Annotated in this window: 24 protein-coding genes, 2 tRNA genes, 1 other RNA gene and 1 pseudogene; 18 read left to right on the top strand and 10 right to left on the bottom strand. The window is 71.7% G+C overall.

What is annotated here, in order from left to right:
- Window positions 1-164 precede the first annotated feature (164 nt).
- Together ABZ642_RS12095 and ffs are read right to left on the bottom strand one after the other, a co-directional pair.
- Window positions 165-2432, bottom strand: a complete 2268-nt coding sequence (locus ABZ642_RS12095; RefSeq protein WP_360481136.1) for a DNA polymerase III subunit gamma and tau — start codon at window positions 2430-2432, stop codon at window positions 165-167.
- Between the two features lie 45 nt (window positions 2433-2477).
- An RNA gene (gene ffs, locus ABZ642_RS12090) (signal recognition particle sRNA small type) lies at window positions 2478-2576 on the bottom strand.
- A gap of 72 nt (window positions 2577-2648) precedes the next feature.
- Here ffs and ABZ642_RS12085 point away from each other — a divergent pair.
- Both ABZ642_RS12085 and ABZ642_RS12080 read left to right on the top strand, forming a co-directional pair.
- Window positions 2649-2736, top strand: a tRNA-Ser gene (locus ABZ642_RS12085).
- A 358-nt stretch (window positions 2737-3094) separates the two neighbouring features.
- Window positions 3095-4516 carry an ATP-binding protein gene (locus tag ABZ642_RS12080; protein ID WP_360481133.1) on the top strand — a complete coding sequence of 474 codons (1422 nt, stop codon included), beginning with the start codon at window positions 3095-3097 and terminating at the stop codon, window positions 4514-4516.
- 83 nt (window positions 4517-4599) lie between these two features.
- Here ABZ642_RS12080 and ABZ642_RS12075 read toward each other — a convergent pair whose 3' ends face one another.
- From ABZ642_RS12075 to ABZ642_RS12055, 5 genes and pseudogenes are all read right to left on the bottom strand, one after another.
- Window positions 4600-4731: a hypothetical protein gene (locus ABZ642_RS12075; protein WP_360481130.1), complete on the bottom strand. Its 132-nt coding sequence runs from the start codon at window positions 4729-4731 to the stop codon at window positions 4600-4602.
- Between the two features lie 22 nt (window positions 4732-4753).
- Entirely contained in the window at window positions 4754-6544 is a 1791-nt protein-coding gene (locus ABZ642_RS12070) for a copper resistance protein CopC (RefSeq protein WP_360481338.1), read from the bottom strand.
- A gap of 146 nt (window positions 6545-6690) precedes the next feature.
- Window positions 6691-6849 (bottom strand): annotated as a pseudogene (locus ABZ642_RS12065) (SDR family oxidoreductase); the annotation flags it as partial.
- Between the two features lie 21 nt (window positions 6850-6870).
- On the bottom strand, window positions 6871-7587 hold the full coding sequence (locus ABZ642_RS12060; protein ID WP_360481127.1) for a GNAT family N-acetyltransferase: 717 nt from the start codon (window positions 7585-7587) through the stop codon (window positions 6871-6873).
- Window positions 7580-9964, bottom strand: coding sequence for a penicillin acylase family protein (locus tag ABZ642_RS12055; protein ID WP_360481124.1), 2385 nt, complete (start codon window positions 9962-9964; stop codon window positions 7580-7582). The genes ABZ642_RS12060 and ABZ642_RS12055 overlap by 8 nt, the downstream gene beginning before the upstream one ends.
- Before the next feature lie 136 nt (window positions 9965-10100).
- On the opposite strand from ABZ642_RS12055, the gene ABZ642_RS12050 reads away from it, so the two are divergent.
- The 4 genes from ABZ642_RS12050 to ABZ642_RS12035 all read left to right on the top strand — a co-directional run bounded on the left by ABZ642_RS12050 (window position 10101) and on the right by ABZ642_RS12035 (window position 12304).
- The gene (locus ABZ642_RS12050; RefSeq protein ID WP_360481121.1) at window positions 10101-10733 is read left to right on the top strand and encodes an HhH-GPD-type base excision DNA repair protein; all 633 of its coding nucleotides are present in this window, start codon (window positions 10101-10103) and stop codon (window positions 10731-10733) included.
- 225 nt (window positions 10734-10958) lie between these two features.
- On the top strand, window positions 10959-11681 hold the full coding sequence (locus tag ABZ642_RS12045) for an HdeD family acid-resistance protein (RefSeq protein ID WP_360481118.1): 723 nt from the start codon (window positions 10959-10961) through the stop codon (window positions 11679-11681).
- 94 nt (window positions 11682-11775) lie between these two features.
- Window positions 11776-12117 (top strand): hypothetical protein, encoded by a 342-nt coding sequence (locus tag ABZ642_RS12040; RefSeq protein ID WP_360481115.1) that lies wholly within the window; start codon window positions 11776-11778, stop codon window positions 12115-12117.
- Window positions 12118-12175: 58 nt separating this feature from the next.
- Window positions 12176-12304: a hypothetical protein gene (locus tag ABZ642_RS12035; protein ID WP_360481112.1), complete on the top strand. Its 129-nt coding sequence runs from the start codon at window positions 12176-12178 to the stop codon at window positions 12302-12304.
- Between the two features lie 70 nt (window positions 12305-12374).
- Here ABZ642_RS12035 and ABZ642_RS12030 read toward each other — a convergent pair whose 3' ends face one another.
- Window positions 12375-13940 carry a helicase HerA-like domain-containing protein gene (locus ABZ642_RS12030; RefSeq protein WP_360481109.1) on the bottom strand — a complete coding sequence of 522 codons (1566 nt, stop codon included), beginning with the start codon at window positions 13938-13940 and terminating at the stop codon, window positions 12375-12377.
- A 114-nt stretch (window positions 13941-14054) separates the two neighbouring features.
- On the opposite strand from ABZ642_RS12030, the gene ABZ642_RS12025 reads away from it, so the two are divergent.
- Both ABZ642_RS12025 and ABZ642_RS12020 read left to right on the top strand, forming a co-directional pair.
- On the top strand, window positions 14055-14351 hold the full coding sequence (locus ABZ642_RS12025; protein ID WP_003955420.1) for a type II toxin-antitoxin system VapB family antitoxin: 297 nt from the start codon (window positions 14055-14057) through the stop codon (window positions 14349-14351).
- A 138-nt stretch (window positions 14352-14489) separates the two neighbouring features.
- On the top strand, window positions 14490-15143 hold the full coding sequence (locus tag ABZ642_RS12020) for a LytR C-terminal domain-containing protein (RefSeq protein WP_360481106.1): 654 nt from the start codon (window positions 14490-14492) through the stop codon (window positions 15141-15143).
- A gap of 231 nt (window positions 15144-15374) precedes the next feature.
- Here ABZ642_RS12020 and upp read toward each other — a convergent pair whose 3' ends face one another.
- Window positions 15375-16010: a uracil phosphoribosyltransferase gene (gene upp, locus ABZ642_RS12015; RefSeq protein ID WP_360481103.1), complete on the bottom strand. Its 636-nt coding sequence runs from the start codon at window positions 16008-16010 to the stop codon at window positions 15375-15377.
- 116 nt (window positions 16011-16126) lie between these two features.
- Between upp and ABZ642_RS12010 the strand changes: the two genes are divergently transcribed.
- The 9 genes from ABZ642_RS12010 to ABZ642_RS11970 all read left to right on the top strand — a co-directional run bounded on the left by ABZ642_RS12010 (window position 16127) and on the right by ABZ642_RS11970 (window position 21856).
- Window positions 16127-16324 (top strand): hypothetical protein, encoded by a 198-nt coding sequence (locus ABZ642_RS12010; RefSeq protein ID WP_360481335.1) that lies wholly within the window; start codon window positions 16127-16129, stop codon window positions 16322-16324.
- 361 nt (window positions 16325-16685) lie between these two features.
- A complete protein-coding gene (locus ABZ642_RS12005; protein ID WP_360481100.1) occupies window positions 16686-17225 on the top strand; it encodes a hypothetical protein in 540 nt (179 codons plus the stop codon).
- Between the two features lie 56 nt (window positions 17226-17281).
- Window positions 17282-17713 carry a tRNA adenosine(34) deaminase TadA gene (gene tadA / locus ABZ642_RS12000; protein WP_360481097.1) on the top strand — a complete coding sequence of 144 codons (432 nt, stop codon included), beginning with the start codon at window positions 17282-17284 and terminating at the stop codon, window positions 17711-17713.
- A gap of 78 nt (window positions 17714-17791) precedes the next feature.
- A tRNA-Ser gene (locus tag ABZ642_RS11995) sits at window positions 17792-17876 on the top strand.
- A gap of 217 nt (window positions 17877-18093) precedes the next feature.
- Window positions 18094-18270 carry a hypothetical protein gene (locus tag ABZ642_RS11990; RefSeq protein WP_360481094.1) on the top strand — a complete coding sequence of 59 codons (177 nt, stop codon included), beginning with the start codon at window positions 18094-18096 and terminating at the stop codon, window positions 18268-18270.
- A 22-nt stretch (window positions 18271-18292) separates the two neighbouring features.
- Window positions 18293-18586, top strand: coding sequence for a Dabb family protein (locus ABZ642_RS11985; protein WP_360481091.1), 294 nt, complete (start codon window positions 18293-18295; stop codon window positions 18584-18586).
- A gap of 234 nt (window positions 18587-18820) precedes the next feature.
- Window positions 18821-19720 carry an RNA polymerase sigma factor SigF gene (locus ABZ642_RS11980; protein WP_360481088.1) on the top strand — a complete coding sequence of 300 codons (900 nt, stop codon included), beginning with the start codon at window positions 18821-18823 and terminating at the stop codon, window positions 19718-19720.
- Between the two features lie 442 nt (window positions 19721-20162).
- Complete coding sequence (locus tag ABZ642_RS11975) at window positions 20163-21077, top strand: RNA polymerase sigma factor SigF (RefSeq protein ID WP_360481085.1); 915 nt, start codon at window positions 20163-20165, stop codon at window positions 21075-21077.
- A gap of 92 nt (window positions 21078-21169) precedes the next feature.
- Window positions 21170-21856 (top strand): hypothetical protein, encoded by a 687-nt coding sequence (locus ABZ642_RS11970; protein WP_360481082.1) that lies wholly within the window; start codon window positions 21170-21172, stop codon window positions 21854-21856.
- 114 nt (window positions 21857-21970) lie between these two features.
- On the opposite strand, the gene ABZ642_RS11965 is transcribed toward ABZ642_RS11970, so the two are convergent.
- The gene (locus ABZ642_RS11965; protein ID WP_360481079.1) at window positions 21971-22174 is read right to left on the bottom strand and encodes a hypothetical protein; all 204 of its coding nucleotides are present in this window, start codon (window positions 22172-22174) and stop codon (window positions 21971-21973) included.
- Window positions 22175-22367: 193 nt separating this feature from the next.
- On the opposite strand from ABZ642_RS11965, the gene ABZ642_RS11960 reads away from it, so the two are divergent.
- The gene (locus ABZ642_RS11960; protein ID WP_360481077.1) at window positions 22368-22943 is read left to right on the top strand and encodes a MarR family transcriptional regulator; all 576 of its coding nucleotides are present in this window, start codon (window positions 22368-22370) and stop codon (window positions 22941-22943) included.
- Window positions 22944-22963: the final 20 nt, after the last annotated feature.

The raw sequence follows: 22963 nt of genomic DNA, 5'->3' as shown, positions 1-22963 counted from the left end.
ACGGGCTGATTCATGCGGCTGGGCGCCGTCGCTCTCCAACGCCGGATGCGCCGAGAAACCCAGGGGCGCGGGGAACCGCGCGACCGGCCCACGACCGGCCCACGACCGGCCCACGACGGCCCACGACGGCCCACGGTCGCGACGCCCCCGCGCTCACCCCCACGTCACTCGTTCTGGAACTCGTCCACCACCGTCGCCCCCAGCTCCCGCACGATCAGTTCATGGCCGGAGAGGGCCGACTCGTCGAGGTCGGGGTCGTCCTCCTCGGGGATGTCGTCCTCGGGGGACACCGGGGGCGGCTCGGAGGCCGCGGGCGGCGGAGTGGCAGCCGCTGTCCTCGAGGCGGACGCGGGGGAACCCTGGGGTGTGGCCGTGGGCGGCCCGGGCTGGGACGACGCCGGGCGGGCCGGGGCCGCCGGGGCGGAGCCGCCGTACCCGGACGACGGCGCGGGTGCGCCGCCGTAACCGCCGCCGGGCTGTCCGCCGCCGTACCCGGGGCCGGCCGGGGCCGAGCCGCCGCCGCCCGTCGGGTCGACGACGGCCTCGATCCGCCACTGCACGCCGAACTGCTCGGTCAGCGCCTGCCGCAGCACGTCCTCGCTGCCGCTGCTCGCGAAGTTGTCGCGGGCGCCGGCGTTGACGAAGCCGAGCTGCAGGGTGGTGCCGTCGAAACCGACCACCTGGGCGTTCTGGCTGAGCAGGATCCAGGTGAAGCGGCGGCGGTTCTTGACCGCTTCCAGGATGTTCGGCCAGAGGGCACGGGGGTCCGGGCCGCCGGTGGGGGCGGAGACGGGGGCGGGGGCGGCGGGGGCGGAGGCTTGGGCAGCCGGCGCCGGGCCGGCCGCCGGGGCGCCTGTGGCCGTACCCGTGGCGGTGGCCGTGGGCCAGCCGCCGGGACGCCGGGCGGCGCCGCCACCCGCGGGGGCAGCAGTCGGCCAGGCACCGGGCGTGGCGGCAGGAGGAGCCGGCGGGGCGGTCGGCGTGGGGGCGGGCGGCTGAGGGGCGGCCGGGGCCGGGGTCTGTACCGGTGCGGGTGCCTGTACCGGCGCGGATGCCTGTACCGGCGCAGGTGCGGGGGCCGGCGCGGGTGCCGGCTCGGGTGCCGCTCCCCCTCGTACCGCCGCACGGGCCGCCGCGGGCCCGCCACCCTGCGGGACCGGAGCCGGGGGAACCGCGGCCGAAGCCGGGGAAACCGGGGCCGGAGCCGCCGCCAGGTGTGCCTCGGGTCCGGGGACGTACCCCATCGCGGGCGCACCGCCCCCGCCCGAGAAGTTGACGCCCCGCTCCAGCCGGTCCAGGCGGGCCATCACGGACCGCTCGTCGCCGTAGGCGGCCGGCAGCAGCACGCGCGCGCAGATCAGCTCCAGCTGGAGGCGGGGGGAGGTGGCGCCGCGCATCTCGGTCAGGCCCTCGTTGACGAGGTCGGCGGCGCGGCTGAGCTCGGCGGCGCCGAACGTGCCGGCCTGGGCCTGCATACGTTCCAGAACGTCGGCGGGGGCGTCGAACAGCCCCTTCTCCGCGGCGTCCGGGACGGCGGCGAGGATCACCAGGTCCCGCAGCCGCTCCAGCAGGTCGGCGACGAAGCGGCGCGGGTCGTTGCCGCCCTCGATGATGCGGTCGACGACCTCGAAGGCGGCGGCGCCGTCCCCGGTCGCGAAGGCCCCGACGACGGAGTCGAGCAGGGACCCGTCGGTGTAGCCGAGCAGGGAGGTGGCCATGGCATAGGTCACACCCTCCGCTCCCGCTCCGGCGAGCAGCTGGTCCATGACGGACATCGAGTCACGCACGGAACCGGCGCCGGCGCGGACGACGAGGGGCAGCACGCCCTCCTCGACGGGGATGTTCTCCTGGCCGCACACCTCGCCGAGGTAGTCCCGCAGCGTGCCCGGCGGCACCAGCCGGAAGGGATAGTGATGGGTCCGCGACCGGATGGTCCCGATGACCTTCTCGGGCTCCGTGGTGGCGAAGATGAACTTCAGATGCTCCGGGGGCTCCTCGACGACCTTGAGCAGCGCGTTGAAGCCGGCCGACGTGACCATGTGGGCCTCGTCGATGATGTAGATCTTGTAGCGGCTGCCCGCGGGCCCGAAGAACGCCTTCTCGCGCAGCTCACGGGCGTCGTCCACACCACCGTGAGAGGCCGCGTCGATCTCGATGACGTCGATGGATCCGGGCCCGTTGCGGGCGAGGTCCTGGCATGACCGGCACTCGCCGCAGGGGGTCGGCGTCGGCCCCTTCTCGCAGTTCAGGCAGCGGGCGAGGATCCGTGCGCTGGTCGTCTTCCCGCACCCACGCGGCCCGCTGAACAGGTACGCGTGATTGACCCGGTTGTTCCGCAGCGCCTGCTGCAACGGGCCGGTGACATGCTCCTGCCCGATGACCTCGGCGAACGACTCCGGGCGATAGCGGCGGTACAGCGCGAGAGACGACACGCATACGAGGTTATAGGCGCCCACTGACAACCAGCCCCGCCGGCAAACGCAAGCGCCCCCCACGCACCCGCCAGAGCCAACCTACCCTTGCTGCCTTCCGGCCCTGGGGGAGTTCAGTCAGATAGCGCCGCGTGAGGGGCTCTGCACAGAGTACCCGACGTCAGGGGGTGGGAACGAGTTCGCGAGCACTCCTCTCGGTCATGTAATGTTCCGAGCGGAGGATTCGCCTAGAGGCCTAGGGCGCACGCTTGGAAAGCGTGTTGGGGGCAACCCCTCACGAGTTCGAATCTCGTATCCTCCGCCAGTGCCTCACCGGGCACGATGTCGAAGGGCCCCACCGCTTGCGGTGGGGCCCTTCGACGTTGTCCGTCTCACTTTCCGTCTCAGTTCGTTTCCGGGAGCTCCCAGAGCGCATCGCCAACTTGCGGCGCGACCTTTCGGAGCGTGGTCCCGGTCACGTGCGGGTAGCGGGCGCGCATCGGAAGCCGACCCCGTTCGACATCGGATGCCTTCCGCAACGGGCATCGATCGACGCCGGGTACGCGAACCATCTGTCACCCTCTCTCGCACCCAAGGCGTCATGAGCCTCATGCCCAACTGGGGCAGGATAGTATCGACGGCAATAGTATCTCTGGAGAGACTATTGCCGTCGGGAGGCTTGTGTGCGTCGTTTCATCGGGCGGGATCGCGAACTGAGCGTGCTCGGCAACGCCCTGCAAGCGGTTCGCTCTGCCGTCGGGTCGGCGAAACCGGGGCAGTGCGTCCTCATGCGGGGAAGGCGGCGGGTCGGCAAGTCCAGCCTCGTCGAGGAGTTCCTCCGGCGTACCGAGATGCCATACCTCTTCTTCACCGCGGCGGGCGGCACCGCGGAGGACGAGCTGACGGAACTGCTCGACGCCGTCGCCAGGTCCACACTCCCGGAACGGGAACTGTTCACGGAGGAGGCGCCGGGACAGTGGAACGCGGCGTTCAGGCTGCTCGCGGAGATCCTTCCCGACGACAGCCCGAGCGTGATCGTCATCGACGAAGTTCCCTATCTCATGGACCGCATCGACGCCTTCGAGGGCATGCTCCAGCGGGCGTGGGACCGCCTGCTCAGCCGCAAGCCGGTACTCCTCCTCCTGGTCGGATCCGACCTCTCCATGATGGAGGCGCTGAACAGCTACGACCGCCCCTTCCATCAGCGGGGCCGGGAAATGGTCGTGGGGCCGCTGAACCCGGCCGACATCGGCGAGATGCTCGACCTGTCGCCGGCAGCCGCGTTCGACGCCGCCCTGATCACGGGCGGTCTTCCGCTGATCTGCGCGGAGTGGCAGGCCGGAGCCGACATCTGGGAGTTCCTCCGCGACTCGCTGGACAACCCGATCTCTGCGCTGCTGGTCTCCGCCGAGCGCTCACTGGCCGCGGAGTTTCCACCGCAGGCGATGAGCAGGGAGGTTCTGCGGGCCATCGGAAGCGGGGAGCGGACCTTCACCAACATCGCGCGCGCGGCCGGCGGCATCGCCCACACCACTCTCACCCGAGCCACGGACGTCCTGACCGAGAAACGGGTGGTGGCAGCCGAGCTGCCGCTCTCATTGAGGCCGTCGAAGGAACGCCGCTACCGCGTGGCCGACCCCTACCTCCGGTTCTGGCTCGCGTTTCTGGATCCACACATGGCGGAGATCGAGCGGATGCGGGGAGATCTCACCCTGAGCCGGATCAAGGAACAGTGGACGAGCTGGCGGGGCCGTGGAATCGAACCCCTCGTCCGGGAATCCCTCGCCCGCCTCCTGCCGGACGGGCTCCTACCCGCGGCCCCAGCGATCGGCGGGTACTGGACCCGCAGCAACGACGTCGAAATCGACCTGGTGGGCGCCGACCGGCAGCCGGTGGCCAAACAGTTGCTCTTCCTCGGCTCGGTCAAGTGGCTGGAGAACTCCGCGTTCGACAGCCACGACCTGGCCGCACTGCAGAAGCACCGGGCGGCGATCACCGACGAGCCCGTACCGCTCGTCGCGGTCTCCCGAAGCGGGGTCGGTTGTTCCGGCCTTCAAGCGGTGTACGGCCCCGAGGAACTGCTCAGCGCCTGGCGCAGGGCGTGAGCAATGGCTGCACTCCTGTGACTGCAGTTCCGGATGCCGAAGGGCCCCACCGTTCGTGGTGGGGCCCTTCGACGTCGTCCGTCTCAGTCGGCTTCTGCGGAGTACCAACCAGGGGCGCTCTCCTTGGTGACGACCGACTCCGCCCAGGCCGCGACCGCGAGGACGTCCCGCTTCACCATGTGCCCCTCGACGACCTCGTGGAGCAGCCGCCGCACTCGTGGCCCGCGTCTGTCTCGGTCACCCGGTGATTCGGATCTTCTTCGCCACCGTCACCTGGTCCAGGTCCGACACCCGGACCGTCAGGTTCATCGTCCACTCGCCCGCGATGGGGAGGTTGACGGAGTCGGTGGCCCAGTAGCCGCCCCGGTCGGTGAGGTCGGCGGGGAGGGGGCCGATCTTCTGGGCGGTGAGGGTGAAGGAGAGGCGGAGTTCGGGGACGGCGGAGATTCCGTTGTCGGGGCCGAAGACGACCGCCTGTACGGAGTTGTCGCCGACCCGGCCCGGGTCCAGGGTGATCTGCACCTTGCCGTGGCCGTTCGGGGTGCCGACGTCGAAGGGGACCATCGCGACGGAGGCCGCCGGGATGCCGCCGGCCGCTGCCGTTCCCGTGCCCGACTCGGCCGCCTCGGCGGCCGCGCGGCCGGGCAGCGTGCCGGTCAGGATCGTGGTGATGACCAGGACGGCGACGCCGATGGCGACTTCGGCGAGGACCGAACGGCGCAGGGCCCGGTGGTCCGGCGTGGGGGCCGGCTCCGCCGCGGCCGGTGGGGTCTCCGTGAGCGGTGCGCCGACAGTCTGCGGGACGCGGTCGCGGGTCGTCGCCGCGGCCGCGGCCGGGACGCTCGCCGGCTTCGCGGTCCAGCGGCGGGACTGGGAGGCCGCCGCCAGCAGCAGGGTCACGGCACCGAGTTTCACGAGCAGGAGACGGCCGTACGTCGTGTCGGTGAGCGCCTGCCAGGAGCCCAGGCCGCGCCAGGACTGGTACACGCCGGTGACCACGAGGACCGTCACCGAGGCGAAGGCCACCCGGGAGAAGCGGGTGACGACGACGGCCGGGAGGGGGGTGGCGGTGGCCCGGTAGAGGGTGGTGAGGAGGGCCGTGAGGCCGCCCAGCCAGAGCGACATCGCCAGGAGGTGCAGCACGGAGGACGTCATCGCCAGGGGCACCTGGATACCGGCCGAGGCGTGTTCGGCCGTCGCCCAGGTGAGGGCCAGGGCGACGGCGAGTACGGCGGCTGTGACCAGGAACGGGCGGGACGACGGGCGGAGCCGGTCCGCACGCCCGCGGCGGAAGAAGGCGTACAGGCCTGCCGTGACCGCCAGGAGGGCGACCCTCGCCAGCAGGACCAGGCCCGGGCGGCCCGTCGCGGTCCTGGCGAGCGCGGAGAGGTCGAAGGCCGTCGCCGGGGAGGTGCCCTCCTCGTACGGGGAGCGGAGGACGAAGAGGAAGAGGGTGGCGGCCAGCAGGGCCCACCAGGCCGTCCGGATCGGTTTGCGCAGCGGGGCCGCGTCCGGCGGACGGCAGACGGCTATGAAGGCGACGGTGCCTATCAGCAGAGCCACGGCGAGGTACGCGACATAGCGGCCGATGTTGTAGAGGCTGCCGGTGGCCGGGTTCTCGACCGGGCCGGTGGGGACGGCCGCCGTGGTCGCCGACGGTTTGCCCACGGAGAAGGTGAGGGCACCGGAGACGGGGTGGCTGTCCGCCGACACGACCCGCCACGCCACGGTGAACGTGCCGGTGCCGAGCTCCTTCGGGAAGGTGATCCGGGCGGTGTCCGAGCCGGCGGGGCCGTGTTCGGGGTCGCCGGTGGTCACCCGGTGGTTGGTGGGGTCGTACACCCGGAACGAGTCGTCGAGCAGTCCGACGGACTCGGTGAAGGTCAGGGTGACGGACCCGGGCGACGACTTCAGTACGGCGCCGTCGGCGGGGTCGCTGCCGCGCAGGGCCGCGTGCGCGGAGGCGGGGGCGGCCGACGCGAGAAAGAGCGCGGTGAGGAGGGTGCCGAGGAGGGCGAGGGTGCGCAACGTTCCGCGTGGGGCCGCCTTGTGGGGGGTTGTCGTGCACCGCCGGCCGTGTTCTTCGCTCACGTCACCGTCCTGAGTTCGGAAGCAGGCGTTCATGGGTCATACGGATGGGGGGCGTGCAGCACTCATTGTGCTGAAGGGCGCCGTCACCGCGTCGGCCGGGCGGACACCCCTCCGTCCACCACCAGGTCGTGGCCGGTGATCCACGACGCCGGCGGGGAGGCCAGGAAGACCACCGCGTCCGCCACGCCCTCGGGGCGGCCCGGGCGACCCGTCGGCACCGCCTCCTGCCATCGGCGCACCCCCGGCCGTAGTGGGCGATCAGGTCATCGGGGGTCAGCGTCGGGGAGCGCGTCCGGGAAGGCTACCGACCGGGTGAGAAAAGCCAGTTGAGCGTGCTTTTCGGGCAGGTGGACGTCGGGGAGGTCGATCTCGGGGAGCACGACGGCCGGGCCGGGCGTGAAGCCCTGTCGGGTGAAGCGGGCGATCGCCTTCACGTTGCGGACGTCCGGGTCGACGACGATGCGGTGGCGGTCGAGGGTGTGCAGGGCGAACTCCGTGAAGGCGGAGAGGAGGACGTCCGTCCAGCCGGGGCGGGGGCCTTCCGGTCCGGCCGGGGCGAGGAGGACGTGCATACCGATGTCTCCGGGGCGGACGTCGTAGCACTCGCTCACGCGATCGGCCTCCGGCTCGTACGTCTGGAGGAGCGCGACCGGGGTGCCGTCCCTCTCGGCGAGGTAGGCGTGGTGGGTGTCGAGGGTGGCCATATGGGCGTAGATCTCGGTGACCTCGGCGCGGGTGAGGCCGGTCATGCCCCAGAACGCGGCGCGTTCCTCGCTGACCCAGGTGTGGACGACGTCCGCGTCCCGCTCGGGGTCGAGGGGACGCAGACAGACGGTGCCGAAGCCGTCGACGGGGTGTTCCGAGACGGAGCCGGAGCCGGAGACTGAGTCGGAGACGGGGACTTGGGCGGAGACGGGGGCGGTGACGGGGGCGTTCTGCCGCTCGGAGATCAGTTGCTCGGAGATCAGTTGCTCAGACATCGGTTTCCTCTACGAGTTCCAGTCGGTCCCAGTCGGTACTGACCGGGGCCAGATCGCCCTTGAGCCACAAGGCGAGTTGGTCGGTGTGGTGCGGCGCGCCGGGGACGCCGTCGGCGCCGAGCGGCACCACCCAGAGGCTGTTGTCGCGGTCCGCCAGGTCCCAGACGTACCGGGCGGCCGGGCCGCGCGCGGAGAGGTCGGTGAGACCGGGAACGGCCGAGGTGCACAGCACGCAGTCGTGGTCACCGGACAGGGCCGGTCCGTCGTACGACGGCTCGGGCAGCGCCTGCCAGGGGGCGAGGCGGTGGGTGTCGCCCCAGGTGCCGGTGTCGGTACCGGCGGATCCGCCGGCGGCGACCTCCTCGACTGCCGTACGGACGACGGCGGGACGGTCGATGCCGTACAGCTCCTCCGCCCTCAGAAGGTGTTCCAGGGCGAAGGCGATGCGGGGGGTGAGGGCCAGCCAGGGGAGCAGGACCTCGGGGTGGGCGGGGGGTTCGGCGAGGGCGGCGAAGGCGGGGTGGGCGGCGAGGTGTCGTACGACCGCGGTGCGTACGGCCGCGTAGGCGGCGGCGCCGGTGCTGTCGGCGTCCATCCGGCGGTCCCAGGCGAGGAGCCGGTCGCGGAGTCCGGCGGCCCCGGGGGTGAGGCCGTCGAGGGCGGCCAGGTGGTCGAGGAGGGGGGCGGCGGACGCGAGGTGGGTGTCGGTGTGGATCGCGGGCAGGTCGGCGGCGGACCAGGTGCGGCGCTCGTCGAGGAGGGCGCGGATGCGGTCGGCGCGGTGGGGCGGGGCGAACTCGACGCCGAGAGGGGCGGCCGGGCCACGCTGGTTCGCCATCACGGCCACGCCGTCGGTGAGGTCGCCGTACGGCATCTCGTGCCAGCCCTGCCAGGCGTGGCCGGGGAGCCAGGCCGGGGCGACGCGGGTGCGGTTGGTGTGGGAGCGGACGGGGACGCGGCCGGCGACGCGGTGCAGGAGGCCTCCGTCGGTGTCGGCGGCGTGCACGACGTTGACGGGCTCGGTCCAGGCGTCGAGGGCACGGTCGACGTCGGCGACGCGGCGGGCCCGGAGGAGGGGGAGGAGGGCGCTGAAGCCGAGGTCGGCGGTGACGCGGGGCGGGTAGCGCAACGCCAACGCCTCGGCTTCGCCATCGGCGTATGTCTCCCCAGCCGCACCACCCGTGCGGCTTTCGCAGTCGGGTGCGGGTGGCCCCTGCGGGGGCTGACCACCGGCGGCGGGCGCGGGAGCCCCGGGCCGGATGCGGGATCCGTCGTCGGGTGCGGGTGACCCGGGCCGGATGCGGGATCCGTCGTCGGGTGCGGGTGACCCGGGCCGGATGCGGGATCCGTCGTCGGGCGCGGGTGACCCGGGCCGGATGCGGGATCCGTCGTCGGGCGCGGGTGCGGGTGGCCCCTGTTGACCGCCGTCGGTGGCTGTCGGAGCGGGGGGTGGGGTGGGTGTGGGTGGGCTGATCAGTGGGCCGCGTTCGGTCTCGAGCAGCTCGATGCGCACCGGTGGCTCTCCTGCCACCTCCACCGTCTCCGTGTGCCGTTCGGCCCGGTGCCAGGTCCCGTCCGGACTCAGGGCCTCCACGTCGGTCTCCGTGAAGCGCAGGCGTTCGCGGTAGAGGTCCTGGTAGTCGGCCATCGCGTTGGTGATGGACCAGGCGACCGTGCCCGTGTGGGCGAAGTGGGCGATGCCGGGGACCCCGGGGACGGCCAGGCCGATCACGTCGAACTCCGGGCAGGAGAGGCGGATCTGCTGGTAGACGCCGGGTGCCTCGATGAAGCGGTGCGGGTCGCCGGCGAGCAGTGCCTGGCCGGTGGTCGTGCGGGGGCCCGCGAGCAGCCAGCCGTTGCTGCCGAAGGTGCCCGGCCCGTCCGTGGCGAACAAGGGGACCGCGTCCTCCCCCAGGTGCCGTATCGCCTCCTCGCGCCACAGCTTGGCCGGGAAGCCGGCGAACAGGATGTGGGTGGCCAGCCAGACGCCGAGGGGATGCCAGGGCTCCCAGACGCCGGGGGCGAGGCCGGTGCGGGCGAACTCGGGCGTGCGGGCGGCTCCGCTCGCCAGGCCCTCGTTCACCCCGGCCACGTACGCGCGCACCCACTCCGCCGTCTCCGGGTCCTGTCTCTCCAGCGCCTCGAAACAGCGTCTCGCGGTATCCGCCAGGCGGGCCCGGCGGGCGAACACGTCCCAGGCGACGGCCGGGGAGCCGAGGAAGGACGCCGACGTGCCCTGGGCCCGGTGCCGTTCGACCTCCAGCTGCCAGGCCCGGTCGTGGGCGGTCACCCGGCCCTGCGCACGGGCGAGTTCACGGGCGTCGGGCGCCCGCAGGTGCGGGATGCCCCAGGGGTCTCGGTACGTCTTGATGGTCACCCTGCGACACCTCTTGCCTAAGGTTAGCCTTGCCTAAGTTGAATCGTGGGGGAATCGTACGCGAGGGATGCGGGAGCGGCGGAGGCCGCCCCACCGCGGGCGCGCGGGGCGGATGCCCGCGCGGGATCATCGAGCCATGGACGCCAACGCCAACGCCAGGCCCGACACCGGGGCCGACGCCACGACTCTGCATCTCGCCCAGGACCCCGAGGCCGACGGACTCCTCAGCCGCAGCAGACTCGCCGCGCTCACCGGCATGCTGCTCGACCAGCAGGTCCCGATGGAGTGGGCGTTCAAGGGGCCGGCGACCATCGCCCGGCGGATGGGGACGGACGACCTGGACGCGCACGAGATCGCCGCCCAGGACCCCGAGGCCTTCGCCGCGTTGCTCTCCGAGAAGCCGGCGGTGCACCGCTACCCCGGCTCCATGGCCAAGAGGATCCAGCAGCTGTGTCAGTACCTCGTCGACCACTACGACGGTGACGCCGAGGGCATCTGGCGCGACGTCGACAGTGGCGCGGAACTGCTGAAGCGGCTCCAGGAACTGCCCGGTTTCGGCAAGCAGAAGGCGCAGATCTTCCTCGCCCTGCTGGGCAAGCAGCTGGGGGTACGGCCGAAGGGGTGGCGGGAGGCGGCGGGTGCGTACGGGGAGGCGGAGTCGTTCCGGTCGGTGGCCGACATCACGGGACCCGAGTCACTCGCGAAGGTGCGGGCACACAAGCAGGAGATGAAGGCGGCGGCGAAGGCGGCGAAGGCCGGGGAGAAGTAAACAGCCGGGGGTCGGAGCCCGGAGAAGCAGCCCGAAGAAGCAGCCCGGAGAAGTGGGCGGCGGACCGCGGCCAAGGCTGCGCAAGCATGGCAAGCAAGCAGCGGGAAAAGCACCCGGAGAAAGCGGCCGGGAAAACGGGAAAAGCAGCCGGCCCAGTGAGGGCGCTGTCACTCGATCAGCCCCGCCCTGCTGGCAGGGCCGCTCCCGCCGGTTTCAGCTGGAGGCATGAGCGAGCCTCCCAGCACCGGCCCCGCCGACGACGACCGCACGGCTCACACCGCCCCGGCCACGGCCCCGGCCTCGGTTCCGGCGTCCGCATCTGCATCCGCGTCAGTCTCCGCGCCCGCGCCCACGCCCGCCTACCGGCATGAGCCCGAACCGCCCTTCGAGGGGCCCCTGCACGCCCTCTCGAAGGCGGCCTGGCAGACCGTACTGGTCACCGGGATCGCCTCCCTGATCCTGGGCATCCTGGTCCTCGTCTGGCCGGGCGCCTCGCTGCTCGCCGCCGGTGTGCTCTTCGGCATCTACCTGCTGATCAGCGGCGTCTTCCAGCTGGTCGCCGCGTTCGGCACGCACAAGACGACCTCGCTGCGCGTGCTGGCCTTCATCAGCGGCGCGCTGTCGATCCTGCTGGGCCTGTTCTGCTTCCGCGGCCCGCTGGAGTCGATCCTGCTGCTCGCCCTGTGGATCGGGATCGGCTGGCTGATCCGCGGGATCACCCAGACGATCGCCGCCGTGCACGACCCCGGGATGCCCGCCCGCGGCTGGATGGTCTTCCTCGGGATCGTCACCTTCATCGCCGGCATCGTGCTGATCGTCTCGCCGTTCGAGTCGGTCGCCGTGCTGACGCTGGTCGCCGGCATCTGGCTGGTGGTCGTCGGCATCGTGGAGATCATCTCCTCGTTCGGCATCCGCAGCCGGGCCAAGCACATCCCGCAGGCCCTGTGAGCGGCGTCGACCTCGCGCCCCGCCGGTACGCCGGGCGAGCGGATCTCGTGCCGGGTGTGATGAACACCGTCCGCCGCGTGGGGAGATGACCGCCATGAGCAGCGGTTCCAACTCGTGGCGCCCGCAGCCAGGACACACCTGGCTGCGGGCGCTCGTGCTGCTGCTCGCCCTGCTGCTGCCCGGCGCCCCGACGGCGGCCGAGGCCCTCGCCGCGACCACCCCGGCCGCCTCGGCGGAGACCGCCGAGTACGACGTCCTCGACACCCCGCTGCGGCTCCCCGCCCGCGCCGTGCACCGCGCCGACGTACCCCAGCGCCGCGCGCCGCTCCCCGACGCGGCGCCCGCCGACCCGGCGGACCGCCACCGCCCGTGCGCGACCGCACCGCGTCCGCCGTACGCCACGCCCCTGCTGCGCACCGTGGTCCTGCGCTGCTGACCGACCGACAGGTCCCGCACTCCCCCAGGTCAGTCAGTACTACGCAAGGAACACAGCCATGTCCTCAGACCCGTACGCGGTCCTGCGCGCCCTGCTGCGCGCGGAGGCCGTCCGCAGCGCGCCGAAGCCGGAGGCGAAGTTGGTGCAGCCGCCGAGGCCACTGCCTCAGGAGCAGAAACGCGGTTGAGATCGGCCGGTCGGCAGCCGGGCGGCCCGTGCGGGGCGCCCGGCCCACCGGCCCACCCGGCTCACCCGGCTCACCTGCGCCGGCGCGCCGTACCGAACAGTGACCGGGTGATCTCGCGGCCGAGTTGGGTGCCCACGGAGCGGGCGAGGGACCTGAACATCCCGCTGCCGACCACTTGTTCGACGAGCGAGGGTTCCTCTTTGAGTGGGGGTTTCTCGTCGCGGGGCGCGGGCGCGGCCTTCGGCGCGGCGGCCGGGGTCCGCCGCAGCCTCTCGTACGCCGACTCCCGGTCCACAGCCTGTGCATAACGTCCGTGGAGGTCGGACGCCCGTACCGCCTCGTCGAGTTCCGCCGCGTCGACCGGGGCCATCAGGGACTCCGGGGCCCGCAGCCGGGTCGCCGCGACCGGCGTCGGGGCGCCCCTCTCGCTGAGCACGGTGACCACGGCCTCGCCGGTGCCGAGGCCGGTGAGCAGCTCTTCGAGGTCGTACGACGACTTCGGGAAGGTCTGCACGGTCGCCCGCAGCGCCTTCTGGTCCTCGGGGGTGAAGGCGCGGAGCGCGTGCTGGACGCGGTTGCCGAGCTGGGCCAGGACGTCGGACGGTACGTCCTTCGGGGTCTGCGTGACGAAGAAGACGCCGACCCCTTTCGAGCGAATCAGGCGCACGGTCTGGGTGATCGACTCCAGGAACGCCTTCGAGGCGTCGTTGAACAGCAGGTGCGCCTCGTCGAAGAAGAAGACCAGCTTCGGCTTGTCGGCGTCGCCGATCTCGGGAAGGTCGTGGAAGAGGTCGGCCAGCAGCCACATCAGGAAGGTGGAGAACAGGAGCGGCTTGTCCTGGACGGCGGGGAGTTCCAGGACCGAGACCACGCCCCGGCCGTCCGGCGCCGTACGCAGGAGGTCGGCCGTGTCGAACTCCGGCTCGCCGAAGAAGTCCGCCATGCCCTGCGCCTCGAATGCGGTCAGCGAACGCAGGATCACCCCGGCCGTGGCCGTCGACAGCCCTCCGATGTCCTTCAGCTCGGGCCGGCCCTCGTCGGAGGTGAGGAAGGCGACCACCGCGCGCAGGTCCTTGAGGTCGATCAGCTCCAGTCCCTTGGTGTCGGCGTAGTGGAAGACCAGGCCGAGGGACTGTTCCTGGGTCTGGTTCAGCTGGAGCACCTTCGAGAGCAGCACCGGGCCGAAGCTGGTGATCGTGGCGCGGACCGGGACGCCGTGGCCGAGGCCGCCGAGTGCGAGGAACTCGGCGGGGAAGCCGGTCGCCGTCCACTCCTGTCCCACTTCACCCGCCCGCTCCAGGACCCTCTCGTCGCGCCGCCCGGGGCGGGCGATGCCGGACAGGTCGCCCTTGACGTCCGCCAGGAACACCGGGACGCCCTGCGCCGAGAGCTGCTCGGCGATCAGCTGGAGCGTCTTGGTCTTGCCGGTGCCGGTGGCGCCGGCGACCAGGCCGTGCCGGTTGAGCATGGGGAGCGGGATGCGGATCGGGGCGTCGGGACGGCACCGACCGTCCCAGAGGAGGGCACCGAGGTCCAGGGCCTGCCCGGTGAAGCCGTACCCGGCGGCGATCGCGGCCGCGGCCGGGGGTGGAGGCGAGGGCGCGTCGCCGGTTGGGGCGGCTTCACCGGCACTCATCATCGGACCCCTGTTCCCGTTTCGCCTTTTTGGTGACCTTTACGGCGTCTTTTCCAGCGTCGCACTCGGTCGCCATGGCTGCGCCCGGAACGTCAGGACCGGTAGGCTTTCCGTGTGATCTTCAAGCGCATCGGAAACGGCCGGCCGTACCCCGACCACGGCCGGGAGAGCACCCGGCAGTGGGCGGACGTCGCACCGCGCCCGGTCCGCCTCGATCAGCTCGTGACGACCAAGGGGCAACTCGACCTGGAGACCCTCCTCGCCGAGGACTCGACGTTCTACGGCGACCTCTTCGCGCATGTCGTGAAGTGGCAGGGCGACCTGTACCTGGAGGACGGGCTGCACCGTGCGGTCCGCGCAGCCCTCCAGCAGCGTCAGGTGCTGCACGCGCGCGTGCTCGAACTGGGCTGACCCGGCCGTGTCGACCGACACGGCCGACACCCGCCCGCCCCCCGCCGTTTCCCGCCGGTTGCCCCTTTCGGGTTGGACCGTGCGACGTCGGATGATCATCTATTAGTCAACGCACTCGTGGCGCACTACGCTGCGCTCATGAGCATGCTGACTCCCCCCGGCATGGGCGGCCAGTACCGGATCACTGGGGACAAATACCCTCGCATGCGCCCGCGCCGGCGGCGTGCCCGGCTCGTCCTCTCCATGGTCGCCTCCGTCACCGCGCTCGGCCTCGTCGGCTGGGGCACCCTGCAGCTCATCGACGTCTTCACGGGCGGCGACAAAGAGGCGGCGGCGGCCGGTGGCACCGCGTGCGTGAAGCAGGCCGCGGCGAGCACGGGTCCGGCGGCCGGCGCGTCGGCTGCGGCGCTGCCGAGACCGGCCCAGATCACGGTGAACGTCTACAACGCCACGACGCGTACGGGCCTGGCCAAGGACACCGCGGACGAACTGAAGAAGCGTGGCTTCAAGATCGGCGACGTCGGCAACGCGCCGGCGAAGTTCGACGCGAAGGTCAAGGGCACGGCGGTACTGCTCGGACCGGCCTCGGCCCTGCACACGTCCCTGCCGGTGCTGGCCACACAGCTCACGGCACCGGACCAGCGCACCGAGGCGGGCCGCAAGGGCGCCGCCGTGGACCTGATCCTGGGCAACACGTTCAAGACCCTCACCCCCCAGGCGACGGCGGCGAAGGCCATCACGGCCCTCTCCAACCCCGAGCCGAAGGCATCGACCTCGAAGAAGGGCTGCTGAGAGGCGAGCCGAGCAGGGAACAGGGAGCGCCGCCGTCCCGAAGAGACGCGGCGAACCCCTCGCAACCGGTCGCCACAGACCCGCGGGGAACCCCTCGCGACCGGTCGCCACAGACCCACGGCCGAAGAGACGCACGCGCCCCGTCGGGGGCGCGGGGAACCGTGCGACCGGCCCGCCACGAACCCGCGACCGCCGACGCACCCGCACCCCGGGGCACCGAGGCAGGCGCCCCTACTCGGCCGCCCCGTACAGGCGGTCGCCCGCGTCGCCCAGGCCCGGGACGATGTAGCCGTGTTCGTTGAGGTGGTCGTCGACGGCCGCCGTGACGACCGTGACCGGCGTCCCCGCCAGCTCCCGCTCCATGACCTCGACGCCCTCCGGCGCGGCCAGCAGGACCACCGCCGTCACGTCGTCCGCGCCCCTCCTGATGAGCTCACGGATCGCCGCGACCAGCGTGCCGCCGGTGGCCAGCATCGGGTCCAGGACGTACACCTGACGCCCGGAGAGGTCCTCCGGCATCCGCGAGGCGTACGTGGACGCCTGGAGCGTCTCCTCGTTGCGGATCATGCCCAGGAAGCCCACCTCGGCGGTCGGCAGCAGCCGGACCATGCCGTCCAGCATGCCGAGCCCGGCCCGCAGGATCGGCACCACCAGCGGGCGCGGACGGGCGAGCTTGACGCCGGTCGTGGGCGAGACCGGGGTCTGGACGTCGACGGCCTCGGTCCGCACGTCCCGCGTCGCCTCGTAGGCGAGCAGGGTGACCAGTTCGTCGGCGAGCCGCCGGAACGTCGCGGAGTCGGTGCGCTGGTCGCGCAGGGTGGTGAGCTTGTGGGCGACCAGAGGGTGGTCGACGACGTGGAGACGCATGCCCATAACAGTAACCGCGTCCGCGTACACCTCGCGCGGGTCCGCGCTGGCATCAAACCCCCCGTCCGGGGGAAAGTGGGAATGACCGGACCTGGGGTGGTGCAACCGTGTCTGATCTGCCTGAGCTGCCTGAACCGCCCGACCGCGCGTACGGCGCGCCGGAGGGCGAGACCGAGGCCGAGCGGCGGCGCCGCCGGGCCCGGTTCCTGCGCGACCTCGCCGAGGCCAGGGCGCTGCGCGACCGGGTCCAGCCCCGCCGCGTCAAAACCGCCCGGCTGCGACACGCCATGCGTATGCGGACGTTCCGCTGGTAGGAGTCGGTAGAACCGTAGGGGCGGTAAGAGCCGTAAAGCCGATCCTTCGGCAAAGATCCACTGCTTGTGGCGCGTTGCGGTCCGTCATGGGGAAGGCCGTGCTTGGGCTGCGGGAAAACCCGCGTACGATCCGCAGGTGGCGGCAACGAGTGCGCTGGTGATTCCGTACACGGGCACCTGGATGCCTCTTTGCATACGTGCGATCAAAACTGCCAGACACAGGGAGCCGAAGACGTCCCCTGAACGCCTTGTTTCTGCCACGATTCCGAGTGGGTGGGGCTCGGAGCCCAGCTCTCCCCGCCCAGAACCTCCGCCGGGGGGACCCCCAACCGGCACGCCTAAGACCAGTGGGAGAGTCACGGTGTACTTCGCCGCACTGCTCGCGCGCACCGAAGACGGGTGGGAAGCGAGCGACACAGAGCTCGACGATGTGGAGACCTTGTCGGACCTGGCCGACCTGGCCCGGGAATCGGCGTCGGACGCCGACGACACGGTGCTCGTCTTCATCGAGCAGGAAGACGCGTGGTTCGGCGTCGTGCGCGTGGACGGCGAGGAGGACCCCCGGGTCTTCGTCTCCAACGCAGCCGCCGCCGCCCGTAGCTCGTACGGCGAGCTCCTGCTCACGGACGAACTGCTCGGAAGGGAGCCCATGGACGAAGACGACGACCTGGACGCCCTCGACCTCGACGGCACCGAGGACGGTGAGCCGGAGGCCGAGGACGACGAGGACACGGACACGGGCACGGACACGTCCGCCGTACCGTCCGGCCCGGTCGGTGACACCGGGATCCTCGACGACCTGGGCGTGAGCGCGAAGGAACTCCTGTCGCTCAGCGACGACGCGCTCAGCGAGATCGCCGAGGTGCTGGGCGCCGCCGAGGTCCTGGAGACCGTCCGCTGACCTTCCACGAGGCAGCCGGGTCCGCCGACCCGGTACGCGACCGCTGGCGGGCCGCGATGCGGCTCGCCCTGGACGAGGCCGGCCGGGCCGTCCGGGGCGGGGACGTCCCCGTCGGCGCCGTCGTGCTGTCCCCGGACGGCACGACGGTGCTCGCGACCGGTCACAACGAACGCGAGGCCACCGGCGACCCCACCGCACACGCCGAGGTCCTCGCCCTGCGCCGGGCCGCCGCGGCGCTCGGGGAGTGGCGGCTCACCGGCTGCACCCTCGTGGTCACGCTGGAGCCCTGCACCATGTGCGCGGGAGCCCTGGTCCAGTCCCGCGTGGACCGGGTCGTCTACGGCGCCCGCGACGAGAAGGCCGGTGCCGCCGGCTCGCTCTGGGACGTCGTGCGCGACCGGCGCCTGAACCACCGTCCCGAGGTCGTCGAGGGCGTCCTCGCCGAGGAATCCGCCGGGCTGCTCACGGAATTCTTCCGGGACCGCTGAGGCCCGCTCCCAGCGCCGGTCCCGGGCCCCCGAATAGTGATTTCGGAGCACGGCCCCCCGTGCTGTAAGGTCTCTCTCGGTAGCGTGTCCGAGCGGCCGAAGGAGCTCGCCTCGAAAGCGAGTGTGGCGCAAGTCACCGAGGGTTCAAATCCCTCCGCTACCGCTGAAAAAGGGCCCCGTCGAAAGACGGGGCCCTTTCTGCTTCATGGCCGCGCACAGCTCCGTCGCGCGCCCCCCTTCGCGCCCCGGGACCCGGCAACGGGCCTCGACCAGCGGGCCGTTGGCCCCCGAGGGGGGCGCGAAGGTTACACTCGCGGCCGGCAGCAGGGTCCACAGGCTACGCAGACACGCCGGCAGAGGCAGGCACAGGGGAGGCCGCGGTGGCGGTGAATGCCAAGAAGATCGCCACGTACGTGCTCGTGGTCTTCGCGCTCTACGTGATCATCACAGACCCGGCCAAAGCGGCTGATTACGTCCAGATAGGCTTCGAGGGCATTTCGGACGCGGCCAAGGCCATCGGGACGTTCATGACCTGGCTCGTCAACGGAGCCAAATAGCGCACCACCCACGGGAGCAACCATGATCCGCCACCTGGTCCTCTTCAAGCTCGACGAGGGCGTCGGGCGCGACGATCCGCGGGCCGTCGCGGGCGCCGCGGCCTTCTCCGCACTCGGCGGCCAGATCGAGGAGCTGCGCTTCTGGGAGTGCGGCTGGAACATCACCGAGCGCCCCATCGCCCACGACTTCGCGATCAACTCGGCGGTCGAGGACGGGGACGCGCTGAAGCGGTACCTGGAGCACCCGGCCCACCAGGCGGCCGCGGCGCAGTGGCGGGAGTTCGCCACGTGGGTGATCGCCGACTACGAGTTCTGAGCCGTACGGCGGCCCCCTGGAGGGCCGTACGAGGCCTTCCGGAGACCGCACGGGACCCTCTGGAGACAGGCCCTCCGCCGGGAACAGCGGGGGGCTTTTCTGCGTCTTATGCCCCAACTTGCCGTCTTTCACTCTCAACACGACGTTATGCGGTGCTTGCGCATGGTGCACATGTCTTGTGATGCTATGACCGCTTTTGACGGATGATTGACCGATGAAGAGGTGGCGTTGACCGTGTCGGCCAGTTCTGCGCCGCCCCAGGAAGAGGCGCCCGCCCCCGCTCCCCCCACTGCCCAGCCCCCCGCCCAAGGACCCGCCCAAGGACCCGCCCAGCCGCCCGCCCAGGCCCCCGCGCCACCCCCGGAGAAACGGCGGGGCGCCGACACCCGGGCACTGACCCAGGTGCTCTTCGGGCAGCTGAAGGACCTCAAGCCGGGCACGCCGGAGCACAACCGGGTGCGCGCGGCGCTCATCGAGGCGAACCTCCCGCTCGTGCGCTACGCGGCCGCCCGCTTCCGCTCCCGCAACGAGCCGATGGAGGACGTCGTCCAGGTCGGCACCATCGGGCTGATCAACGCCATCGACCGCTTCGACCCGGAACGGGGCGTGCAGTTCCCGACCTTCGCCATGCCGACCGTCGTCGGCGAGATCAAGCGCTACTTCCGGGACAACGTCCGCACCGTGCACGTCCCGCGCCGGCTGCACGAGCTGTGGGTCCAGGTGAACAGCGCGACCGAGGACCTGACCACCGCCTTCGGACGCTCCCCCTCCACCGCCGAGATCGCCGAACGGCTGCGGATCAGCGAGGAGGAGGTGCTGTCCTGCATCGAGGCCGGCCGGTCGTACCACGCGACCTCCCTGGAGGCCGCCCAGGAGGGCGACGGGCTGCCGGGCCTGCTGGACCGCATCGGCTACGAGGACCCGGCCCTGGACGGTGTGGAACACCGCGACCTGGTCCGCCATCTGCTGGTCCAACTCCCGGAGCGCGAACAGCGCATCCTCCTGCTGCGCTACTACAGCAACCTCACCCAGTCGCAGATCAGCGCGGAGCTGGGCGTCTCCCAGATGCACGTCTCCCGCCTCCTGGCCCGCAGCTTCCAGCGACTGCGCTCGGCCAACCGCATCGAGGCCTGACCGCACCCACCGCCGCGGCTCCCGCCCCGGGCCCCACGCCAGGCCCGGCCCCGGGGCCCTCCGCACGCGACGGCGCATGCGCCGTCGCACGGCCCGCCGCACGCACCGGCGCAGCGTCCGCAGCAGGAACCGTTACCGGTCCGAGACACGCTTCAGGCGACTTGGTGCGGCCATAACCGCAAGCAGGATCGAGCCATCACCGTCACGAGCGAATCGCTCACCAGCGCACTTCCCGACAGTTGGGGGTCGAAATACCGTCAGACCCCCTGCATCCAGGGCGGATTCACATTTCTCATGTCGACATGTCACTACAGCGTGTTGCCGACATGTGACATTCTGCGGGAAGCGCGTTTGCCGGGGCTTCGGCTCCGGTATTCAGGTGAAGGCGCCGTTCCTCGTGAGGGGCGTCGCCGCGACCGTCCCGCGACCCAAAGGGGGTGGCATGTCCGCAGACCAGGGCAGCTCGAAGGTGCTTACGCTCACGAAGAGCGAGGCAGCGCCCAAGGAGCTCGACGCCATCGACGTGCTCGACAGCATCGACGGCGCCCCGGCGCTGGAGACCCCTCCGACCCCGGAAACCCCGGTGGCCTCGGGAAACCTCGACACCCGCACCCTGTCCCGCTCCCTGTTCCTGCGCCTCGCCGCACTCGATGAGGACAGCCCCGAGCGTGCCTACGTCCGGGACACCCTGATCGAACTCAACCTCCCCCTCGTGCGCTACGCGGCGGCCCGCTTCCGCAGCCGCAACGAGCCGATGGAGGACATCGTCCAGGTCGGCACCATCGGCCTGATCAAGGCGATCGACCGCTTCGACTGCGAACGGGGCGTGGAGTTCCCGACGTTCGCGATGCCGACGGTGGTCGGCGAGATCAAGCGGTTCTTCCGCGACACCTCCTGGTCGGTCCGCGTCCCGCGCCGCCTCCAGGAGCTGCGCCTGGCCCTCACCAAGGCCAGCGACGAGCTCTCGCAGAAGCTGGACCGCTCCCCGACGGTCACCGAACTGGCCGCCGTGCTGGGCGTGTCCGAGGAGGACGTGGTCGACGGCCTGGCCGTGGGCAACGCCTACACCGCCTCCTCCCTCGACTCCCCGGCCCCCGAGGACGACGGCGGCGAGGGCTCGCTGGCCGACCGCCTCGGCTACGAGGACACGGCCCTGGAGGGCGTCGAGTACCGCGAGTCGCTGAAGCCGCTGCTGGCCAAGCTCCCGCCCCGCGAGCGCCGGATCATCATGCTCCGCTTCTTCGCGAACATGACCCAGTCCCAGATCGGCGACGAGGTCGGCATCTCCCAGATGCACGTCTCCCGCCTGCTGACCCGCACCCTGGCCCAGCTCCGCGAGGGCCTGATCGCGGACTGAACCGGTTCCGACGGGTTCCTTACTGACGGGGTGTCAGCCACACTGGCGCGATGCTTCTCCGTAGGACACCGAGTGGCCGCCGAGGCGCCGTCATGGCAGCGTCGGCGGCCGCCGTCTGCCTGGCCTCGGCACTCACGGCGTGCGGGGGCGGTGGCAGCGGCGGCTATACGGCGGTGGGGGCGGCCGGCACCTCACCGGGGACCTCGGGGGCGTCGTCGAGACCTACCGGCTCGGTGACGCTGGTCCCGCTGGACGGTTCCCCGGCGGGGGCGGCCAACGGCTCACCCTCCACGGAGGACGGCCGGCCGGCGGCAGCGGCCGGGTCGGCCGCCCCGGGGACCTCGGCCACGACACCGTCACCCGCCGCCTCCCACCGCGCCGGCACCCGGCCCCGACGGTCCGCTCCGCCGGCGCCGAACCCACCGCGACCGACTGCCACTTCGCCCACCGGCACCACCCCCACCAGCACCTCTCCCGCCGCCCTCACCTGGAGCGCCCCCACCCGCGAGCCCACGGACCAGCGGTGGTGCGAGAAGGTGACGGTCGAGTTCCGCAACTCCGGCGGCACGGCGGTCCGTTCCGGCACGGTCGCCCTCGGCACGCACATCATCGACCTGCTCGGCATCGACTGGGCGACGATCGGATCGACGGAGCCCCTGCCGGCCCCGGTCGCGCCCGGCTCCCGTACGAGCGGGTCCTGGACGGTCTGCGTGGACGACTGGCGTGTGCCCCTGGGCATGCATGTCGAGACCCGGGTCGTGGCGGTCGACTGGAAGTGAACCGGCGCGTCCGCGCGGGCACGACGAAAGCCCGGGGCAGTGGACCCCGGGTTCTTCGTCGGGCCGCCGCCCCGGCCCTCGTGTCGCCCGAGGGGCCGAGCGGGCGGCGAGTGACTACTTGAGTGCCAGCCAGGCCACCGCCGCGACCACGACGACCACGGCGACGACGCCGAGGATCAGGCCGATGCGGGGGCCGCCGGTGGAGGAGGGGGACGCCGTCTGCTGGGAGGTCTGCGGGGCCTCGTCGACGAACGCGCGGAACATCTGGGTGCTGCCGGCGGGGTCGTAGTTGCCCTGGGGGCCCTGGGTGTTAGCCATGCCCCGAGACACTAGCGAATCCCGTGGTCCGGCCCAAGTGGGGGGCCGCCCACAAGTGCAACCAGCCTCACCTGGGTGTTTACGTTCGCAATACTTGTCTTTGCCAAGTTTTTATCCCCGCGCCCCCCTACTTATTTGCCTGTGGCAACCAAGCATTCTATGGTTGCCCCAAGCAACGAATACGGGAGGTGTGATGGCGGAGCAGGCGCAGTTCGAGGAGCTGGCGCGTCAGCTCAGCGCCGTCGGAGCTGTGAAGCGGGACCTCGCGCGGATCCTGCCGCACGAATGCCCGGCCGGTTCCGCGGCCGTGCTGACGCTGCTCGGCCGCTACGGATCCATGCGCATGAGCAAGCTCGCCGAGCTTCTCGCCGTGGACATGTCCGTGACCAGCCGGCACGTGGCGCATGTCGCCGAGCGCGGCTGGATCGAGCGGTCCCCCGACCCGGCGGACAAGCGTTCCCGCATCCTGCACCTCACCCCCGCGGGCGAGGCGACACTGCGGGACCTGTCCCGGCGCAGCACCGAGCTGCTCACCGAGCGGCTGGGCGACTGGAGCGACGAGGAGGTCGACCAGCTGATCCGGCTGATGACCCGGCTCCGGGACAGCTTCGGCGACTGCCGGACCGTCCCTGTGCGGCCGACCGCGACGGGGCCGGCCGAGCCGGTCCCGGGATCCCCGAAGGCCGTCGCCACGGCCACGGTCGCCTCCGCCGCCCGCGCCCCCACCATCGCCCCCGTACTCGAATCGACCACCCGTACACCCGCGTAAGACGTAAGAAAAGGAAGCCC

The sequence above is a fragment of the Streptomyces sp. NPDC007157 genome, assembly GCF_040634235.1.
Lineage (GTDB): Bacteria > Actinomycetota > Actinomycetes > Streptomycetales > Streptomycetaceae > Streptomyces.
This window is presented reverse-complemented; position numbering and strand designations above follow the sequence as displayed.

What these genes read in the sequence shown, in the direction of transcription:
- ABZ642_RS12060 (WP_360481127.1), bottom strand. Translation starts at nt 7,587, where the DNA reads ATGTCTGAGCAACTGATCTCCGAGCAACTGATCTCCGAGCGGCAGAAC.
- ABZ642_RS12050 (WP_360481121.1), top strand. Translation starts at nt 10,101, where the DNA reads ATGGACGCCAACGCCAACGCCAGGCCCGACACCGGGGCCGACGCCACG.
- ABZ642_RS12045 (WP_360481118.1), top strand. Translation starts at nt 10,959, where the DNA reads ATGAGCGAGCCTCCCAGCACCGGCCCCGCCGACGACGACCGCACGGCT.
- ABZ642_RS12040 (WP_360481115.1), top strand. Translation starts at nt 11,776, where the DNA reads ATGAGCAGCGGTTCCAACTCGTGGCGCCCGCAGCCAGGACACACCTGG.
- ABZ642_RS12035 (WP_360481112.1), top strand. Translation starts at nt 12,176, where the DNA reads ATGTCCTCAGACCCGTACGCGGTCCTGCGCGCCCTGCTGCGCGCGGAG.
- ABZ642_RS12030 (WP_360481109.1), bottom strand. Translation starts at nt 13,940, where the DNA reads ATGAGTGCCGGTGAAGCCGCCCCAACCGGCGACGCGCCCTCGCCTCCA.
- ABZ642_RS12020 (WP_360481106.1), top strand. Translation starts at nt 14,490, where the DNA reads ATGAGCATGCTGACTCCCCCCGGCATGGGCGGCCAGTACCGGATCACT.
- upp (WP_360481103.1), bottom strand. Translation starts at nt 16,010, where the DNA reads ATGCGTCTCCACGTCGTCGACCACCCTCTGGTCGCCCACAAGCTCACC.
- tadA (WP_360481097.1), top strand. Translation starts at nt 17,282, where the DNA reads ATGCGGCTCGCCCTGGACGAGGCCGGCCGGGCCGTCCGGGGCGGGGAC.
- ABZ642_RS11985 (WP_360481091.1), top strand. Translation starts at nt 18,293, where the DNA reads ATGATCCGCCACCTGGTCCTCTTCAAGCTCGACGAGGGCGTCGGGCGC.
- ABZ642_RS11975 (WP_360481085.1), top strand. Translation starts at nt 20,163, where the DNA reads ATGTCCGCAGACCAGGGCAGCTCGAAGGTGCTTACGCTCACGAAGAGC.
- ABZ642_RS11970 (WP_360481082.1), top strand. Translation starts at nt 21,170, where the DNA reads ATGGCAGCGTCGGCGGCCGCCGTCTGCCTGGCCTCGGCACTCACGGCG.
- ABZ642_RS11965 (WP_360481079.1), bottom strand. Translation starts at nt 22,174, where the DNA reads ATGGCTAACACCCAGGGCCCCCAGGGCAACTACGACCCCGCCGGCAGC.
- ABZ642_RS11960 (WP_360481077.1), top strand. Translation starts at nt 22,368, where the DNA reads ATGGCGGAGCAGGCGCAGTTCGAGGAGCTGGCGCGTCAGCTCAGCGCC.